General features: G+C 44.3%; 12 protein-coding genes. 4 read left to right on the top strand and 8 right to left on the bottom strand.

What is annotated here, in order from left to right:
• Nucleotide 1 precedes the first annotated feature (1 nt).
• Together FPG75_RS11810 and FPG75_RS11805 are read left to right on the top strand one after the other, a co-directional pair.
• Nucleotides 2–448 carry a MauE/DoxX family redox-associated membrane protein gene (locus FPG75_RS11810; protein WP_143307060.1) on the top strand — a complete coding sequence of 149 codons (447 nt, stop codon included), beginning with the start codon at nucleotides 2–4 and terminating at the stop codon, nucleotides 446–448.
• 149 nt (nucleotides 449–597) lie between these two features.
• The gene (locus FPG75_RS11805; protein WP_143307059.1) at nucleotides 598–933 is read left to right on the top strand and encodes a hypothetical protein; all 336 of its coding nucleotides are present in this window, start codon (nucleotides 598–600) and stop codon (nucleotides 931–933) included.
• A gap of 1,076 nt (nucleotides 934–2,009) precedes the next feature.
• On the opposite strand, the gene FPG75_RS11800 is transcribed toward FPG75_RS11805, so the two are convergent.
• The 4 genes from FPG75_RS11800 to FPG75_RS11785 all read right to left on the bottom strand — a co-directional run bounded on the left by FPG75_RS11800 (nucleotide 2,010) and on the right by FPG75_RS11785 (nucleotide 10,248).
• Nucleotides 2,010–3,575 (bottom strand): peroxiredoxin family protein, encoded by a 1,566-nt coding sequence (locus FPG75_RS11800; RefSeq protein WP_161596766.1) that lies wholly within the window; start codon nucleotides 3,573–3,575, stop codon nucleotides 2,010–2,012.
• Between the two features lie 39 nt (nucleotides 3,576–3,614).
• Nucleotides 3,615–5,003 carry a RagB/SusD family nutrient uptake outer membrane protein gene (locus tag FPG75_RS11795; RefSeq protein ID WP_143307057.1) on the bottom strand — a complete coding sequence of 463 codons (1,389 nt, stop codon included), beginning with the start codon at nucleotides 5,001–5,003 and terminating at the stop codon, nucleotides 3,615–3,617.
• Nucleotides 5,004–5,023: 20 nt separating this feature from the next.
• Nucleotides 5,024–8,305 (bottom strand): SusC/RagA family TonB-linked outer membrane protein, encoded by a 3,282-nt coding sequence (locus FPG75_RS11790; protein WP_143307056.1) that lies wholly within the window; start codon nucleotides 8,303–8,305, stop codon nucleotides 5,024–5,026.
• A gap of 1,676 nt (nucleotides 8,306–9,981) precedes the next feature.
• Nucleotides 9,982–10,248, bottom strand: a complete 267-nt coding sequence (locus FPG75_RS11785; RefSeq protein WP_143307055.1) for a hypothetical protein — start codon at nucleotides 10,246–10,248, stop codon at nucleotides 9,982–9,984.
• 87 nt (nucleotides 10,249–10,335) lie between these two features.
• Between FPG75_RS11785 and FPG75_RS11780 the strand changes: the two genes are divergently transcribed.
• Nucleotides 10,336–11,547, top strand: coding sequence for a tetratricopeptide repeat protein (locus tag FPG75_RS11780; protein WP_143307054.1), 1,212 nt, complete (start codon nucleotides 10,336–10,338; stop codon nucleotides 11,545–11,547).
• Nucleotides 11,520–12,071: an SMI1/KNR4 family protein gene (locus FPG75_RS11775; RefSeq protein ID WP_143307053.1), complete on the top strand. Its 552-nt coding sequence runs from the start codon at nucleotides 11,520–11,522 to the stop codon at nucleotides 12,069–12,071. Before FPG75_RS11780 ends, FPG75_RS11775 begins: the two co-directional genes overlap by 28 nt.
• 3 nt (nucleotides 12,072–12,074) lie before the next feature.
• Here FPG75_RS11775 and FPG75_RS11770 read toward each other — a convergent pair whose 3' ends face one another.
• The 4 genes from FPG75_RS11770 to FPG75_RS11755 all read right to left on the bottom strand — a co-directional run bounded on the left by FPG75_RS11770 (nucleotide 12,075) and on the right by FPG75_RS11755 (nucleotide 19,508).
• Complete coding sequence (locus tag FPG75_RS11770) at nucleotides 12,075–12,743, bottom strand: ankyrin repeat domain-containing protein (RefSeq protein ID WP_143307052.1); 669 nt, start codon at nucleotides 12,741–12,743, stop codon at nucleotides 12,075–12,077.
• 149 nt (nucleotides 12,744–12,892) lie between these two features.
• Nucleotides 12,893–14,500 carry a SusD/RagB family nutrient-binding outer membrane lipoprotein gene (locus FPG75_RS11765; protein WP_143307051.1) on the bottom strand — a complete coding sequence of 536 codons (1,608 nt, stop codon included), beginning with the start codon at nucleotides 14,498–14,500 and terminating at the stop codon, nucleotides 12,893–12,895.
• Nucleotides 14,501–14,518: 18 nt separating this feature from the next.
• Nucleotides 14,519–18,244, bottom strand: a complete 3,726-nt coding sequence (locus FPG75_RS11760) for a SusC/RagA family TonB-linked outer membrane protein (protein WP_143307050.1) — start codon at nucleotides 18,242–18,244, stop codon at nucleotides 14,519–14,521.
• A gap of 193 nt (nucleotides 18,245–18,437) precedes the next feature.
• Nucleotides 18,438–19,508, bottom strand: coding sequence for a FecR family protein (locus FPG75_RS11755; RefSeq protein ID WP_143307049.1), 1,071 nt, complete (start codon nucleotides 19,506–19,508; stop codon nucleotides 18,438–18,440).
• Between the last annotated feature and the right edge of the window lie 398 nt (nucleotides 19,509–19,906).

Genomic DNA, 19,906 nt, shown 5'->3' with positions numbered 1-19,906 from the left:
TATGAAAAGAGAAATTCTCCTAACAGTACTTTCAACATCATTGATTTTGATGTTTATGTACGCTGCTTTCAGCAAGGTCTTTGACTGGCCTGGTTTTACTCACGCAATGGAGATGCAACCAGTTCCTAATTGGTCAAAAACATTCTTGCAATGGTCTGTGCCTATTGTTGAGATATTTATTTCTATAGCATTAATATTTTCGAGATCAAGGCTTTGGGGCTTCTACGGAGCGTCTGTTGTAATGCTCGCTTTTACCGTTTATGTAGGACTAGGAATTGCTAATTTACTTCCATATACCCCTTGTGCTTGCGGAGGAGTAATTTCGCAGTTCACATGGCCTCAACACTTTGCTTTCAATTCTACTTTCCTATTAATTGCTGTCAGTGGTATAATCGCTGAAAAAAAATTGCTAAACAATAAGCATTCCTCAAGTTTAACACTAACATAAAAATCTTGCTAAAATTGGCAGCTCTCTTAATACAAAACTAACTGTTCATTGACGTGATCCAAATACACAAAAAAATTTTGCGCAAACGGGTTTAACATCAGGTCCCGTAAAAATCTGATCAATTGTTAATCATTTCAATATTTAAAACTATGAAAAAAGTACAAATGAGTCTGATGGCCGTAGCTGCTATCGCCGGTGTTGGTACCGCATTTGCATTAGCTCCTAAAGCTAGCAGCAATGCTGCCCCTGTTGTTTATGCACAGAAAGGTTCTGGTACAGTTACTTTCTCTTACACTTCAGTTAAGCCTCTGCCTAAGAGCTGCCAGACCTTTACCAAAAACGCAGTGTGCACTATCACCACAACTATTCCAATTGCGACTTTGAATGCCGCTCCGTACAATGCGACTTTCCCAGCTCAAGGAACTTCACCTCACGTGACTTACTTGAACTACACACCGGGTCAATTGCCCACACTGTTCCAATAAGAACAGATCTCATAATTAGTCCGTTAGGTGGCTGACTTGGTCAGCCACCTAATAACATATCCTCTTCGTTAAGTTCTACAATATTAAATTCATTAAAAGAAAATGAAAATAAGCTTGTGGGGGATTACAACTTCAATTAATATTTACATATCATCCGATCCAAGCTAAATATTTCAGGAAGATTACGGTTCGTCTACTTCAAATACAGTTATAGATTAACGCTAGCCGGTCTATCATTTTCAGAGGTCCTTTTCGCATATCTCGTATCAAATATTCCTCGACATAGTACTTACCGTCAATCATATTCGAACGTCCACATATAATATGAATAGAGCTTTACTCCATCTAATAAAAAGTATATGAAAAAGATACATTTTATCGTTTGTTTTATTGCATCAGCTATTGGAATAGGTGCCGCTATTCCACCAAGATACAATAGGCATTCAACACCTTCATTAATTGTCTATACTAAATTAGTCAGTGGGAATTTTGTGTACACAACTATACATATAAATTTACCCCTTACCTGCCTTGCATCGCTCAAAGGCATATGTACAATTTCCACTACTATAAGTATACTAGATTTAAATACAGGCTATAAGACTAGCTTCCCTGTGGAACATTTAAACAGCCCAGGATATGTTCGATATCTTACAACTACACCTCCACCAACAGTTTACCAGTAATAAGCTATTCAAGTTAAAAAACAACTTAACTTTAAACCTCTTTTAATCTCATTCAACGATGAGAGCGTCTCTAACAATACTACTTTGGGGAGCAACTAATTTTAGTTTGTCTATATGCGCACGATACAGTGGCGGCAACCATAGGCAAGTTGTTTACACGCTGGTACGAAATAATACTTTTTTCTATACGAATATGAGGCCTTCCGCACCTATCACTAGTATATTTTGCACTAGAAACTCTGCTTGCACAATAAGCACAACAATTCCAATTAGAGATCTGAACAGTATATACTCGAAAATATTCCCATCGGAAAAAATAAAAGGTCATCCATATGTAAGATATTTATCACCCAGTCCGACAGCATATGAGTAATAAATCTCATTGTGCAATCAAAGATTTTTCTTTATAAGAGTCATCAGTTCTTTTCCCTGATCTATTTCTGGGCGTAAAGGATTTTGAATAAATCGACCTTCCTTATCAATTAAAAAGATAGAGGGGCATCCTAGTATTTCATAGCGACTGGCTACTTCATGATATCTTTTATACTTGCCCGGAGCATTTAAATTTAGATTCTGAGGAGAGGTATATTTATCTTCTTTAATTGCATTAATCCATTTCTTTCGCGTATTTCCATCATCATTGACACTAAGGCAAATACTAACTAATTTAAATTTTTCGTCTTTTAACTGGTTTCGAATACTATCTAAGTATGGATGAATACTTATACATCCACCACATCCAATATACCAAAAATCGATTAAAACAACATTGCCTTTCAAATCAGAAAGGCGAACAGTATTTGAAGCTACATCTTTCAACGAAAAGTTGTAGGCAGTAGCTCCCGGTACAAAATTTTTAAGCAAATAAAGCATGCGTTCCTTTATTGAAGTATTCTTGATATATCCTTTATCCAAAGCATCTTTAATGCATAATCCAGATGAAACATCTAATGGAAATTTATTAATCAATCTATAGATAGCCCACTCTCTAACTGGGCCATTTAACATCTGAACGAAATAACTATATGCCTTCGATAAATCCTCCGGTTTGTGTAACTCATAAATCGATTTATAGTTATGTTCCGCAATCAAGAAGTCAAGAAATTCTAGGTAGTGCGATATAACGGGATTGCCTATGAAATCATTCCTAACTCCATCATTCCATATCGGATTCACTCCATATCTTTTCAATGCAATAATCTTTGCATCATTCAATTTGCTTATAACAAAATTCGGTGTACCGTCATTCACAAAATAATACTTAGCTGTCTGGCAACCAATTATCACCTTAGCCCTTAGAAGCCAGTAGTCATCGCTATTCAGTTCTGTCTTATATTTATCAACAAGCTGCAAACTTGCCTCAGCAAAGGAATCTACCAGAGTGAAATAGTAGTCAAAATTAGATGGTATTGCCTTAGTACTCCACAATTGCGGCGCACTATCAGACAGAATACTCAGCTCATGCAGGCAATTATATCTAGAAGATCCTCTTCCAGAAAAAACAAAGCTATTTCCGTTCCAAGACATGTTTACAGAATCTCCTGGTCTCACAATGAATGTTTGGCCAATAGTAAATTTCCTATCTTTAAAATCAATATATTGAAGAGTAACATCAATTGGATCCTTGATACTATCAATCACAAATTTAAAGGAGTGATTATGTATTGGCTGATTATAAACAGTATCTAATTGAAAACCTCTATTTACTTGCTCATTTCCATATGCACCTAATATTTTCGCTGAGATAGTCAAACTAACATTTTCCCCATTTCTTAGCACACTATCTCTACTTTCAATTATTGTAGCCGTCCTGCTTTGGGCAAAGCAAACAGGAGTAGAACAAAAAAATAAGAAAAATACTGACACAGATATATGGCAAAAGCAACTTATTTCTTCCCAATAAGAGTGATTGATGATGTCATCAAATATACTTCTCCAGTCTATTAACACTTTCATATACAACATATTTATTATTCAATATTTCTTGGGCTGAAACTATCTTGGGTTCTGTGGAATATTATTCAGTGCCAATTCCCGATCAGGAATCGGAAATGTGTATCGAACATCATTGGGAGGTAAAACGTAATTCACTCCATTTAATACTCTTTTCAACGTTACAGCAAATCGAGTATCTTTATTCAACCGTCGTAAGTCTAGCCATCTAAGCCCTCTATAACACAACTCCTTTCTTCTTTCATTCAAAACTTTCCGTAATGCATCATCGACCGAAGACGCGTTCAATGGCACAAATGTTCCTGCTTTATATCTTTTAACAAGCAGTGTATTCATATCTTTCATAGCGTTCTGTATATCGCCACGTCGTGCGTATGATTCTGCTCTTATCAAGTATATTTCATCCGTTGCAAGACCAGAGAAACAATATCCAAAATTAACATACTCATATGAGCCTTTAAAACGCAAGCCATCAGCATAATTCATAAAAAAAAGCCCCTTTCTTAAATCATTATCTTCAAACATACTATATAACGTGGAATCAACAATTCCTGTTGAGAAGGAGTACATGCCATAGAAATGCATAGTACAGTGAAAAATATCTTCTTGTAAGAACCTATCTGGAGATGTGATAAAAAAATAATCGGTATTGGTCAATTGATTGTAATCAACGAGTATACCATTTTTTTCAAGTGTTTTATTGGCAAAGCTCAGTGCCATTTCATATTTCCCAAGACAATTGTAAATTCTCGCCAACAATGCGTTTACTGTGAGCTTGCCTGGTTGAGTTAATTGAATTGGCCTCTCAGGCAATAGTTGGTATGCATCAGAAAGGTCCTGAAAAATCTGATTATAGCATTCTTCTTGCGTATTCCTACCTACCCTTACATTAAAATCAGAAATCAATCTCAGCGGCACTCCGAGATCACGCTGTGCTGTTGTTGAATCGTATGGTGCGGCAAACACTTGTAAAAGATTAAAATATGCAAACGCCCTGAAGAAAAGTGCTGTTCCTTTCAGTCTATCCACCATTTGCTTTTCTCCAGCATCAATCTTAATATCCGGCAGTCTATCAAGAATAGTGTTGGCATAGTATATCTGTGTATATGGATTATACCAATCTCGCACATTTTCCCCGGCTGAATAAACCTTTTTCTCCCAAAGGTATGCTGCCTGCTCAGTATAAACCCTTTCAATCCAGCCAGCATATGTTACGTAATACTCATCACTTGACACTTCTGGCAAATCAGGAACATTACCATCATTAAACAATGACTCATTATTTAACAATTTTTGGATATCACTCAAACTCGTTATTTCCGCAAGAGCAGCAGTTGGCTTTTCTGCAAGAAACTCATCTTGTTTCTTACAGGTAACGCTTCCCAGTACAATAAGTAAAAATGTAAAGTAATATATACTTCTTCTTGTCATAAAAAAATTTCTAATATTATTTAAAAGGTTACTCGGGCACCAAACGCAATACTTCTTGGCACCGGTATTTGCTGTCCATCAGAATAAATATCTGGATCTATTTTACTTTTATTCGCTCTCCATATAATTCCAATATTATTCAGATAACAGGTAAAAATAAGATTGGAAACAGGCAACCTTCTTAGTCTACGAGAATCAACTTCATAGCTCAAGTTTATATCCATCACTCTTATATTATCACCTTTTTCAATAAGAGCCGACGAATAGTTATAAAAAAGCATTCTGTCGGTATTTATCGGAGGATATTTGAAAGATGGAACATTAGTTGTCAATTCATCGCCGGGGTGTTGCCATCTTTTATAGTAATCAACATTTCCTGTCCCACCCGTAATGGAAGACACGTCACTTATGGATGTTCTTCTAAAATAGTAGTTGAGATTAAACAAAAATCTAAACGATAAAGTAAACTGTTTATAGGTAAATGTATTCCCAAGAGTAATTACTTTGGTAGGTCTGGACGGGCCATTGTAAATCAAGCTATCCACAGTCGCTCCATTCAAAATACTCTGATAATCAGTGCTAAGCTTACCATTTAAATAACCTTGTGGATCCCCACCATCGTGAGTAAGTCCACCAAATTTAAAGCTATACATGGCAAACATTGGATATCCCACATGAGGAATAATCCCCCCCCCGTTACCAGAGCCATAAATAAGGAAATCCAACACTGACGACTTGAGATCATAATTGGTCACCTTATCAATAGAATAACTGGCTTTGACGTCAGTTGTCCATCTGAAGTTCTTTTTATTAATATTCTTACTTACAAGCTGAAATTCAGCTCCATGCCCTTCAGTACCTGAAGTATTGCCAAAGAATGCGCTTACCCCGGTTGAAGGCGCTAATTGAGCCTGGCCAAACACATCACTACTTTTCTTTAAATAATATTCAAAACTTCCAACAATTGCTCCATTCATTAAACCATAGTCAATTGCCAAATTAATCATACGATTTCTTTCCCAACGTAGCTGCGGATTTCCGGGATTATTGATTCTTTCGAAAGGCAATCCCAAAAATGGCGAACCTGTCCCTTGAAGCGTTGTCACAACTGCTGCTGCATTCTTATTAATATTTGCAGTATAACCGTAAGTTGCTCTAATCTTCAAATACGGAAGCCATTTCACATGATAAAAATTTTCGCGGCTCAAATTCCATGCTGCCCCTGCTGAATATAACGGTACTGCTTTTTGGTTTGTTTCAACGCCGAACAAATTAGACTTATCGGTTCTAAAACTTGCTGAAACGGTGTATGTCTCTTTATAAGTATAAGCGGCATTTGCAAAATAAGATACGTAATTATCAATATTACTGGAGTATGCTATATTATTGGGGATTCTAGCGGATCCAAATGGATTCAAAGGGAAAAAGGTACTAAAATCAATGGTAGGAATATTATTAAGAGTACTTTTGTCAAACCCGTAAGCGGTACTCGTATTTTGAGTAACATTGTTGTGTCTAATTTCAAGTCCAGTGAGTGCTGATACTCTATGCTCTCTCCATTTTTTATTATAGTTAAGTTGTCCTCTTACTTGATGAGATAATAGTGTCAAAGTTCCTTCCTCGTTAATTCCACCAATTGGTATTGGATAAGACAAACTACCATCCTGGTTAATTTGTGTATATAAATTAATTAAATTCCTTGTATGATAGGTTGCTTGACTATAATAATTGTTTGTTTGAATTCCACTATTCTCATATAGATAATTTATTTCGGCATCTAGTGAAGGAAAGATATCATATTTCATTCGAAAGCTGAGTCGAGTGGCACTACTTCTCACTCTATTGTCTGCCATTTTAATTTCTGCCAAAGGAATATACTTCCAATTCAAAAAACCTAGATTAGTCATGCTATCTTTATACATAGAAGTTAGATCAACGGGGATCTCTATTGGGTTACCTTTCTCATCAACCAGTTTAGTATATGGATAGTTCGGTATTGTCCTGCCTGCAGAAGAGTTGGGATAGTTTATTGTTTGAACGTAGTTTATTCCAGCTCCAATTTGCAAATTATTCGTTGGATAAAAATTATATGTGGAATTAATGGTAACTCGGTTATCTCTGTCTCCAACTGTGGTCGCTCTATTCCGGTCATACCCTAAAGACAAATAGTAGTCGCTATTCGCTCCGCCTCCATTTATGCTTATAGCATAGGCCTGAGTTATAGCCTTCTGATAAAGATATTTTGTATACTCTTGCCGACTATCTATATGGCTTAATTGAGAAATCTTCTCATCTGCCTCATTAGAAGAAATTTTTCCAGATCTCGCGTCCGATAAAATTTTCACCACAGGAGAAACAATAGTTGAAAAGCTATTCAACATATTGTCATAATAGCCCATATTGAAAAGGTTTTTTTCAATACCAATATAATCTGATGACGCCAGAAAATTATGGCTATAAAAAAGATTAGGTTTACCTGAAATAGTAACATTTGAATTAAATGTTGTTGTCAACTTTTGTGATCTCTTTCCTTTCTTTGTTGTAATTACAATTACACCGTTCCCAGATCTTACTCCCCAAACGGAAGCTGCCGCAGCATCTTTTAATACAGTTACAGATTCTACGTCATTGGGGTTAATTCTATTCAAGTCGCCTTCATAAGGAAAATTATCAACCACAATCAATGGCTGATCAACTGCGAACAAAGTACTATGTCCTCTAATACTTATGTTATTCAATTTTCCGTCTGCACCTACCGTTCCTTTATTAAACACCAACCCTGCCACATTCCCCTCCAACCTACTCAAAATATCTGAACTTATCCTCTGATTAAACTGTTTATTATCCACAAACGCAAACGACCCAGTCGCCCGTTCTTTTGGCAACTTCTGATATCCCGTCGAAACAATATGCACTTCTTCCAAATCTTTCGTCACCATATTCAAATGTACGGCTATCTTATTACCAATCACTCTGGCATCCCTACTCTCATACCCTACCGAACTCACTTCCAGCCAACTCCCTTGCTTCACATCCTTCAAGGTAAACATGCCGTTACCATCGGTGCTGGCACCTTTCTTAGTACCTTTCACCATTACGGTTACACCGGGCAACGGCATGCCTGAAGAATCGGTCACTTTACCAGTTAATTTGGGGATGACAATACTGGTATCAGGTTCATCTCCCTTTGGGGCTATATATGACTTAGGGCTTAAACAGAAGGCGTCTAATGCCGTAATTAAAAATAGTATGATCAATATCGGCCGGCACAAGCCTCCGGCAACACACGATTTTGCTCGCATGAATGTAGAGTTTTTCGATAATGAAGAGTTATTGTGTAATAGGGTGGGTAATCTCGGCGTTCGTCTGGTTAATCAAAGCCTGGATACTTTCGTTGCGCAATCATATCTCCGATTGTTATCGTTCAATCTGAAGAATAAAAGTGTAATCAATTCCCTGTTTGTTCATTGAAGAAATTTTGTCCATTTTGGCAAAACTTCTTTGACAAATTTATTTTATGGAGACAGCTTATGTGTCCGGGATCATTTCTTGAAATTTGGATTAACAAACAGTTAACATCAATTAAAATAAAATTACAACCCGGTTTACCTTGTCGTAAAATCAGCCACCATTCATAGTTACAGGAAAATGTTCACAAAAATAATGAGTAAAAAATGATCAGTATGATCGAATTAATTTGTATAGCTTGTTGCAAAAGGGATAAAATAAAATTCGCTTCTCAAAAAGATATTTTTCTTATCGATCTTATTATTTTTCTCTTGGAACTCCGTTCCTCCTTTCAAATATACCCTGGCCATATTGACATGGATCATTTTGCTAGAGAAAACTCGCAGCTTGGTATTGTCAGAAACTGCAAAAAGAATTTAGCCTCATTAAACGAATGCAGCCTTATTAACAAAGCCCTTCTCATTTAAAGCCCGAGGTGCGGCCGCTGCCATAGAAAGCCTTCAAATATTACTCATCAACTACACCCAGCACAAGCAGATTAACAACCGATTAACAAACCCTTCCTCGCCTGAAATGCCTCATGGCAGCCACACTGCTTCCAATGTAACCATACATTGAACTCATTATTATTACCAAGGTGAGATTACAACAACTTCTTGAGGCCGGTAAAAAGTTTTCATCAAACTACAGATAGCCAGATCTCCAACTCCACCATACTTATAAGATCCTACAGTCTCCTGAAGCCTAGAAAGAGCGCTCATCAACTACAACCAGCACAAGCGGATTAACAACCGATTAACAAAGCTATTCTCGCCCGCAACGCTGCATGGTAGCCGCTCTTCTCACGTAAGCATACAATAACAATAAAGCATACACGAAAATAACCTACAAAGCCCCCTTATAAAAAAACAAAGGGGTTGCTTAGACAAGCACCCCATATGAACACTAAAAAATCCAAATCAAAAAAACTGCTTCCCACCCACTGGAAGCAGCCACTGCAAACTACCCGCCGGCTCCCGGCCTTGCAACCGGAAACCTTAACGGGCGTTGACTATTAAAGAAAGAAGAACCCATGGTTATAACTTGGAAAAAGACTGATGCAGCAACATTTTCCTAATTCAAAAATGATAACTGCTTAATGGTTATATTGATAATACAAATATATGGGGAGGAGGACGTGTGCCATTGAACAGGTAGCTAGAATAAGATGATTAACCAACGGTTAACGAGTGATTAACAAATGTAGATAGGGAGTCTAATACTAATAACGCTACAGCGGTAAAGTACTAAGCTCATAACATAAGCAACAGAAATGACGAGAGATCACAACACGCTCACGTCTATAAGTTAAGTGTAAGAAGGCAACGCAAACAGCATATGCCGGAAAGGTTTAACAGCCCAGCACCCACGCCATCGCCAAAGAAAACAGCACTGCCTGTCTCTCCAGCAACGCACGGTCCGCTGCATTGACAGCATGCAAAACAGGAGCTAAAAAAAATTCACGCCCACCCTACTGCTCACTATCATCATCAAACGGATTGAAGAAAGCCACCACCTCCTCACCTGCGGCAAAGATCGTATACTCCAATGATGGCCGCTCCAAACGGCAACGCTGCACATAACCATACGCCGCCTCATAATCTTCGAAAACCGTGTACGGCTCCTGGTCCTTGCCCCCGATCATCAGGTTGAAATGCTGATCCAGACAGTGTCCTGTAAATGCATCCGCTTTAAGCAATGCCACCTGCGAACCCGTTAATCGTGGAAATTCTGACATAGACAAAAACTTTAATACTTATAAATAACCACTCCACCTCCTCAAATCACCTTAAATTTGCGCCCGTAACTTAATAGCATAGTATTTATGGCGATGCACGAGATAGAGTCTCTCATTGAGCTCTCCGTTTACTCACTGGATAATAGCCAGGACGAACAACTGGATAAAAGAAGCCTCTTCTTTAACCTCTACCGGCTGCAAAGCAGCTTCGACACAGGGTTTACGCACTTCCGGGTGATGGACATCCTCATCAAGGAAAGGTTCGTTTATACCTTCCCCCTCAACGCCCATCCGGCCTATCAGCAACACCAGGCTTTTTTCGATCGCCTGGCCGCTACCAAAAAGTTCTCCTTTATATATACGAAGCCGGAGCATGATTGGGATGAGGAAAATAATCCGGTTGCCGGATATGCCAATTTCGATCACAATACCCAACAATATATCCTCTATTGCGATGCCGGATCTCCGCTATGGGAAACACTTGTAGCCAATGGCGCCCTCTCTGGCCCTGACGCCAAAGCGCCCGAAGATATTAACGTCTTCGAAGTAGCGCTCATTGTTACCGAAGCCGCCGGCGAACAAAAAAATAAGGATACCATCGGCCTCTGGTACCTCCTGCTACCCTATATCGTGATGATGGCGGAACAGGAAGGCATGCCTGTCCACTATAAAGCGCTCGAAGCCATCCTCGATATCGTAGTGGCCAATGAAGCTATCCCTGAAGAAGGCCTCCCACCCATCGATGATATCCCCGTGGGCGGCGAACTCGGCAAGTTCTGCACCTGGTGGTATGCTCCCGCCAAAGACCTCATGCAGCAAAGCGCCGCACCGGAAGCTGAAATAGACCTGGAAGCCATCCCCTTCAAAGAAAATGTAGAGAAAAGCAGCACCTGGTACGCTCAACAGGTAGTGGCCCTCCTCGAAAGCTCTACGCATGGCATCCAGTTCATGGAAGATAATGGCTTCAACAACGACACCTATCAAGGGGTGCTGAACAAGCTCGCGAAGGCATTGGAATATGCCGACAAAGGCCTGGAACTGGCCCCCGGCGAGCCTAACCTGCTCATGAACAAAGGCTCCATCCTCATGCTGCAACAGCAGTATGAACCTGCCCTCGCTGTTTATGACGAAGCCCTCGCACAAGCGCCTACCAATCCCTATGTACATCTCAACAGGGCCATCCTCTTCGTACATATGGACCAGATAGATAACGCCAAAACCGCCTTCGAACGTCTGCTCCAACTGGATCCGAACAACGAATTTGCGCAACAATGGCTGGATCATCTCAACAGCAAATAGAAAAAGCATTGGGCCTCGCCTTGCCCGCCGCCTACGCTGGTTTCCTGCAACAACAACAGTTGCGGGAAACCAGCGCCTTCGGCGATGAGCTCATGCTCTATGGCATGAACGACCTGGTAGAAAGGAACCAGCTATACGAAGTACAAAAATATCTCCCTGGATATATCAGCATCGGCGATGATGGCGGCGGACAGGCCATCTTGCTCAATACCGGAAACCCCGCAGTTTATATCACAGGCTATGGCGCCCTCTTTACCAACGACCTCCAACTGCTGGATCACGACTTCCAGCACTGGACAGCCAAGGGCTACTCCCTGCAAGTGATCCGCGAAAGCCCGTCAGTGGCCGCATTCCAGGCATCGGAAACATTCCGCCTCCGGCAGGAATACCATGCCCTCACCAGCGCACTCACAAATCTCAATAAGGAAAAAGAAAAATGGGATCTCAAAAGTTACCTGCTCCGCAAAAAGGCAATGGAGCAAGCCATCAGGGATTTTAAAAAGCTACACGAAGAGAAATTGTAAATATTATCTGGCGCCCGCCTTCTCTAACATCGCGCCAATCTCTTTATAATTACGCTGCCTCGCATGCTGTAAAGGCCGCACGCCATCTTTATCCGGCAGGTTCACATCGGCATGCGCAGCGATCAACAAGCTCACTACCTGCTGATGCGGGCTGGCGCCCCGCCCCAGGATAATGGCCTCCAGCAAGGCTGTCCAGCCCAGTTTATTGATATGATCCACCGGGAATTTTTTATCGGCTAACAACAGCCGCACCACAGGCAGGTACGCTTTCTCACAGGCGGGGATCAACGCTGTGCTGCCATAGCGGTTCAGCACTTTGTAATCTGCTGTTTTCAAACACAGCTTCACAATATCAGTAAAGCCGTTTGCAGCGGCATACAGAAAGGGAGAGTTCAAACTATGGTCCTGCGTATTCACATTGGCGCCAGCCCGTATCAGGATGCCGGCAATTGTTACCTGGTTCTTGTAAGTAGCCACCATCAAGGGCGTGCGGCCCAGGGCATCCTGCGCATCTATAGGCTCCCCACGAAGAATGGCCGCTTTCAGCGCCAGGGTATCACTCACCGTAACCGCCATGAATAACTTATCGGCATTCATTGTCACTGGCTCTTTTTTCCCGCATGCAAACAATATCACACATAGTAAAAGCAACAAGGAAGATGTTCTTGTCATAACCAAGTAGATTGCGCTCGTTTAAAAAAATGGTAATTACGGTAACAGTTACAGGACTTTTTATCAGCTAGCTGCTGCAAGATATAAAAAACCCGGACAGTTTTCACCATCCGGGTATCTTCCATTTTTATCAACGAACAAACAACGTCTTATTTCATCCACCAAACTTTTACGTTGGTGCTGTTGCCTCCCATCTTGTCCGACTGCGCCTTGTAATTGGCGGCATTATCGATCGATTCACGGTCAGGGTACTGCAAACGGTAGAAATTAGCGTAGGTGGCAGGCTCGCCTTCGCGCGGGGTACGGCCGGTCCTTCTCCACAGGTTAAATGCCAGCCAGGGCTCCCGGAAAAAGGAGAGCCATTCCTGGGCATATATCTTATTCAGCTTGTCATCATCGGTGCCTGTGAAAGCCACCTTGGGATTGGCCAGCATAGCGGCCATCTGGGCATCGCTGGGATAAGGCGGCGCCACCGCAGCCCAGTTGTCGTGCAATACATTGGTATTATGCGCAATGTCGTACCAGAACTTCACGGAGGACTGGATACCTGCTACATATTCAGTGCCCGCCATGTTCATATCCTTGCCCACACCCAATCCGCGGGCATAAGCCTCGGCTTTCAGGAAATGTATTTCCGCTGCGGTGATGAACAATTCCGGTTGATAATAAATATCACGAATGATATAATAATTGAAGAAAGAATAAGCGGTGTTGTCTTTGTTGGTGATATCATCATCCCGTTTGTCGGTGTAGGGATTTTTACCTTCGCTGGGATCAACACCCTGCTGATAAGGCGCCCACTGGCCTGCCTGGTTGGTTTCGAAGAAGAGCCATACGCGCGGATCGAATATCTGCGCGTTGTTGGTGCCATCGGCCATCAGGTCCCAACAGGTTTTGCTGGTGCGCACCAGTTTATGAGAGGTGAACGACCAGAAACGGCTGTCGTTGAGCACATAGCCGTTGAACTTCGCCGGCCACATGCCTACATCTTCGCCTTCACCGATCAGCGGCTGTCCGCCCAGCACGTATTGCAGGATGGGCGTGGCTTTCGTCGGGGCCTTCTCTACGATCTGCATGGCATAGCGCAGCAACAGGGCATTACAGAACTTTTGCCATTTGGTCATATCGCTACTGAAGAAGGTCTCGCTGTTGCCGAGCGATACATAAGCATTACCTGCAGCGGTTTTGGCGCCGGCGGCGGTTACTATATGCTTGGAAGCCCACATCAGCTGCGTCAGCAGGCTGTCGTAGATCTGCTCCTGCGGATCATAAGCGGGCCTGAACTCATCGGTGCTGTTCGTAAAGGCTTGCCCTGCCTTGAAATACGGGATATCCCCGAACTGGTCGGTGATGCGGAAAGTCTTATACGCACGGAGGATATACGTGATCGCCTGCACGTTGGTCATCGACTCTTTATCTCCCACAAACTGATCCAGCTTGCTTTGTATGAGATTGAGATTTTGCAGGGTATTGTAATAATCCACCCAGATATCGGAAGCGCCATTCTGGATCAGGTAACCTGATTTACCGCAAACCCAGGCCAGCTGCGTTACCGGGTAATAATATTCATTGTGGATAGAGGTCTGCTCCTGCCCTTTCAGGAACAGGGTGCTGATCACTCCATTTACCAATGGCGGGATATCGGCCTTCACCGGCAGGCCCGGCGTAGTGTTGATATCCTGAAAATCCTTGGTACAGGCGGAAAGCAACAAGGCGGCGCCTGCGATATAACGGAATATTTTTCTTGAGAAATGCATGTTAACACGTTTTAGATTTTAGAACGATACCCTCACCTGGAACCCTAATGAACGGAAACTGGGCAACGACATAAACTCCAGGCCCTGCGCATTACCCGCACCATTCACGCCTTCCGGGTTGATACGGTCCGGCAGCGTAGTGTAGAGATAGAACAGGTCCCTGCCTACCAATGATAAGGAAGCCGATTGGAATACTTTGGTCTTCCTGGCAATACGGTCCGGCAATTGGTAATTGATAGAGATCTCTCTCATCTTCACCCAGGTATTATCGAAAATAGCATTACGGTCTATCCAGTCGCTTCCTTTCACGCCATTGCCAAGGTCGGTGCTGCTCCAAACGCCATAGGTCATATACTTGTAGTAGTAGTGCACTACCTTGTCGTTCACTTTACCATCGGGGAACACGCCTGGCAAAATCACGCCCCAATTGGTTTTGGTGCCATTGGGCGTGGTGTAGGGCAAGCCGCCGCCATCTCTTTCTTTCAGTGTTTCAGGTGCCTGTCCCTGTTGCATGATGGTGGCATAAGTGCCGGACCATATCTGTCCGCCTATCTTGGCATCGATCAGCGTGCTGATAGAAATATTTTTATACGTAAACGTGTTGGTGATACCGCCAGTGAGTTTGGGCGTAGCATTGCCCAAAGGCACGAGGCCCGGCGTAGCCTGGTAGAGCGTACCATTCATGGCAGGATTGCCCAATGGGTCTTGTGCCATCAGCGGCAGTCCAGTTTTTTTATCATAGATATAATCATATCCGTAGATGGTGCCGAACTGATCGCCCACGCGGGCAGATACCACGGGGCCGTGCGCGCCGCCATCACCCCAGGTGCTGTTCATATCTACATGGTCCGTTCCGTCGGAAAGCGAGAGTAATTTATTGTTACTGTGCGCGAGGTTTAGGGCTACGTCCCACTGGAAGTCTTTGCGGTCGATCACTTTGGCGCGCAGGATCATCTCCATACCGGAATTTTCCAGCACACCGGTATTCACCACGATGTTATCCACACCGGAACTGCTCGGCAGTGGTGAACGCAATATCTGGTTGCGCGATTTTCCTTTGTAATAGCGCATATCCAGGTTGATACGGTTGTTCATGAAACCCAATACCAAACCCACATCGGTAGTGGTGTTGATCGCTGGCTTGAAATTGAGCGCTGGCAAGGATTTGGGCAGCATGATAGCGGTTTGTCCGCCGAAGGTGCTGATCGTATAATTGTAATTCACCTGGTACGGCGCCGGGTCTACGGCCGCTTGCGCCCAGGCCAGGCGCAGCTTTCCGAAGCTCAGCACAGATGGATCGGTGTGCAGCAGATCGGAGAAAACGAAGCTGCCCGCAAAAGACGGGAAGAAGTAAGACCATTGACCTTTAGGCAAGGTAGATGACCAGTCATTTCTTCCGGTGATATCGAGATAAAGGAAATCTTTATAAGACAGGTTGATGAAACTGTAGGCAGAATTCATCTTCTTGCGCAACTGGCTTTCTACCGCCGGGTGCGGGTTTCCGAGGAAGGAACCATCGTTCAGAGAATATACGAAGGGGATCGCCCAGGTATCATTATAATTGAAAGTACCGTAAGAGTTGCGCTCATACAGCGTTCCGCCGAGCGAGATCTTTCCGTTCAGCACCCCGTTGAATAATTTGTCTTTATGCAAGGTGGCGAGGAAGTCCATGTTGGAGGCATTGTCGCGCTCCAGGCCGCGGCCATAGTAACCTTTAAGGCCCGCTATATCCGTAGGCGTGTTCTTCTGCTGCATCTCGTTGGTGTTATTATCGAGGCCGCCGCGGAAGAGGAAGTCGAGGAAATCAGTAGCCTGGTAGTTCAGCTGTATGCCGGCCAGCAGCTTGCGGCGCGTCTGGTCGGTATTATTTTCATACATGTTCCACACGAGATCGGGGCCTGATAAAGGAAAGCCGCTCTGTGGGTTCTTGGAGCCATCAGGATTTTTATATACGGGAATATCTTCTCCATGATAGTTACGCGGGCCGTTATACACGAGGCGTTTCTGCCAGGAGTTGGCATCGTCGTTACCCAGTTGTGGCGGGTTATGGTATTGATTGATGATGTAGGAAGATGTGAGCTGCACATTCACGCGCTTGGTGAGCTTCATGTTAGCGCCCAGGTTGAAAGTGCTGCGGTTATAATCGCTGTTGGGCAATACGGCGGTGTTATCCAGCCGGCTGAAAGAGCCGCGGATAGAGCCCCACTCGTTGCCTCCGGAGAAAGCTACATTGTGAGTGGATTGCATACCGTTCTTGTACAGCAGCTTGATGTTATCTGGTTGAGGCACGTCCGCTTTGGTAGTGCCATCCCACCATTTCACGAGGGTGCCATCCATCTTGTGTCCCCAGGAGAGGCCAGGGCCTGGCCATCCCACCTGTGCATAGCTGTCTTTTCCATAAGGGCCGGTGCCGGTGATGGGATCTACGTAGAGGCCTGTCCAGCCATCGGTATAAACAGCGTTGCCATTGGCATCGCGGATATAATCTACCGGATCGAGCGACACCATGCCACCTGCGCCATATTCATTTTGCAATTTGAGGTAGCGGTAAGGCTGGGTTACTTTGTAACCATAGGTATAATCTACACCAAGACCGCTGCGTTTAGCGCCTTTCTTGGTGGTGATGAGGATCACGCCATTGGCGCCTTTACCACCATATAAAGCCGCAGCAGTGGGGCCTTTCAACACGCTGATGCTTTCAATATCTTCCGGGTTGATCATGTTGATAGGGCTACCGAAATCTTTTGGCGCGCTGGTGCTGGAGGCATCGGCTTTGTTGCCCGCATAGATGGCGCTGCCGGTGGGCGAGGTACGTACATCATAGGGCTGTGCGAGGTCGTTGGCCATAGGCATACCATCTACGATGATCAGCGGCTGGTTGTCGCCCTGGATGGTATTGTTACCGCCAATCACGATGCGGCTGGTGCCGCCGTCTACGCCATTGGGAGTGGTTACATTCACACCGGCCATTTTACCGCTGAGGGCATTGATGATATTAGGCGCATTGGAGCGCGATACTTCGGCGCCTTTCACTTCTTCCTGTGAAAAGCCCAGTGCGCGCACATTTCTCTTGATACCGAGCGCAGTAACAGCGATCCCGTCGAGCGCTGTGGCAGAGGATACCAGCACGATATTGAGGGCGTCACTACCGCCAACGGTTACACGCTGTTGCGTGAAACCGATGAAGGAAAATACCAGCACATCGCCTTCTTTGGCGTCCAGTTCAAAATGCCCGTTGGCATCGGTGGAGGTGCCGCGGTTGGTGCCCGCCACCTGCACGGTAACGCCGGGCAGCAGCGAGCCATCGGCCGCACGCACGGTACCGCCGATCTTCTTGAAGAGAAGGCGGAGGGCTTCGATGCTCATGGCGGCTTCGTTGCCTTTGTCTTTCTTCAGCACGATCTGTTCATTGATCACCTCGAAGGTGATATGCAGCGGATGCAGGAGCTTCTGCAATACATCGCCCAGTTTCTCGTCACGGGCGCTGAGGGCCACACGTTGCCGGGCCGGCAGGGTATTGTTGCTGTAGGTGAAGTTCACCGCTGTTTGCTCGGTGATCACCCGCAAAATGCTGCGCAGCTCACTGGGCGGCAGGCTCAGGGAGATCTTCTTGTTCAGTACCTCCTGCGCGCTCACGCTCTTGGCGAAAGTGCAGGTGATAAAACAGCACAACAGTGTTATTTGTAGCAAGGCAACTCTCATAAAAAATATGACAGTACGGTTGGAGTTTGCAAATTTGTGCATAACTTCAAAGTGTTTTGTTGTGATAAATACATTGAACGGCAAAACCTTCCTGCGTCAGTGTTCCAAGACGCCGCAGGAAAAAATCTGGTGGCGGTGTTAGCGCATCGCCACTTTCATTTTGGTTGATACGATGGTTGATAAAACGAGCTAAGTGAACATATTTTCTTATTTAGTGGAATGACAGGAAAAACTATCAGGTACAGGGCTTGCCGGTGATATACACCGCGTCGCCGCTGATCTTGTAAGTAGCATTGATCGCTGCACAGATGATCTTCAATTTATTCTCCAACGATTCATTGTCAATTCTGGTGGTCACCCTGCACTTCTCAAACAGGCGCCTGTCGGCATGGATACTGATACCATAGGCCTTTTCGAGAGCGCTGAAAATATCGTTCACCGGTGCATCATCGAAGGCGAACGATTGCAGGTTGACAGGCGCCATCGTAGTTATCGTATAGTCGTTTGCGTTAACCGTGTCTGGTATAAACGCCGCCGTGCGTGCATTAAAGCTGATCTTATGATTGGGCGTTACCACATAGCCGTTCTGGTCTGCGCTGTTGCGGTCATACACCGCCACCTTTCCGGTTCTCACCATCACGGTGAGGTTGCCGCTCTTGTCGGCGCTCACGTTGAAACTCGTTCCCAGCACACGGATGCCCACTTTGCCGGCGTACACATAAAAAGGCCTTTCCACATCTTTAGCGATATCAAAGAAGGCATTACCTTCCAGGAACACCTCCCTGTTATGGTTATTCAGGAAGAGATCATGCCGGATAGAAGCGCCGGCGGTGAGCACCACGGTAGAGCCATCGGCCAGGTAGGCCACCTGGTTGCTGTTACTCTGGTTGGTGCGTGTGATATGTTGCTTATCTACTTGCGCGGTGATACCTTTTTGTGTTGTTCCTTTTTTTGATGGCAGGAAGAAGAATAAAATGCAGATACCCGCGATCGCCGCGGCGGCAGCCACGCGCCAGGGGAATCGGCGACGGTGGACAAGCGTCAGAGATGGTATCACCTGCTGGTCAATATCTCTTTCAATGGCGGTATAGATGGTTTCAGGCAAGGCCGGATCTATTGGCATAGCACTTCTGCTGCCCAGCTGCTGCACGATGGCTTTGGCCTTCAGCAAGGTATCCACACGGTGGGGATGCTCCTGCATCCACGCCTCCCAGTAGCGGGTGCTGGCTTCATCGGGTTGTGTAGCCCAACGGATGAAATGATCATCCTGTAGCAGTTCCCAGGTGTCTTCGTTGAAGTGTTCCATGCAGTGGTATTTATAGGGCTCATAGTGCCCTTCCTCTACATAATGACAGAGAACATCTTTTTATACTCAAAAGATTTAAAAAAATTTTTTACCCCTACCAATATGCCGCCCCTACGGGGCGGATTGCATGGACAATTGCGATGCTACCAATATTTCGCCCCTACGGGGCGTATCGACACATTATCCCAGCGGGGCGATATATTGGTAGCACCAACATGGCAACAAAAATCAACGCCCCAGCGAGGCGATATATTGATAACACCAATGCGATAACATCCATCACCGCCCCAGCGGGGCGACATATTGGTAACACCAACGCGGCAACACAAACCACCGCCCCGTAGGGGCGATATATTGGTAGCACCAATGCGATAACATCCATCACCGCCCCAGCGGGG

Origin of the sequence: Chitinophaga vietnamensis (assembly GCF_902167635.1) — a bacterium.
GTDB lineage: Bacteria > Bacteroidota > Bacteroidia > Chitinophagales > Chitinophagaceae > Chitinophaga > Chitinophaga vietnamensis.
Note: the sequence above shows the minus strand (reverse complement) of the source record. Positions and strands in the feature narration are given on the sequence as shown.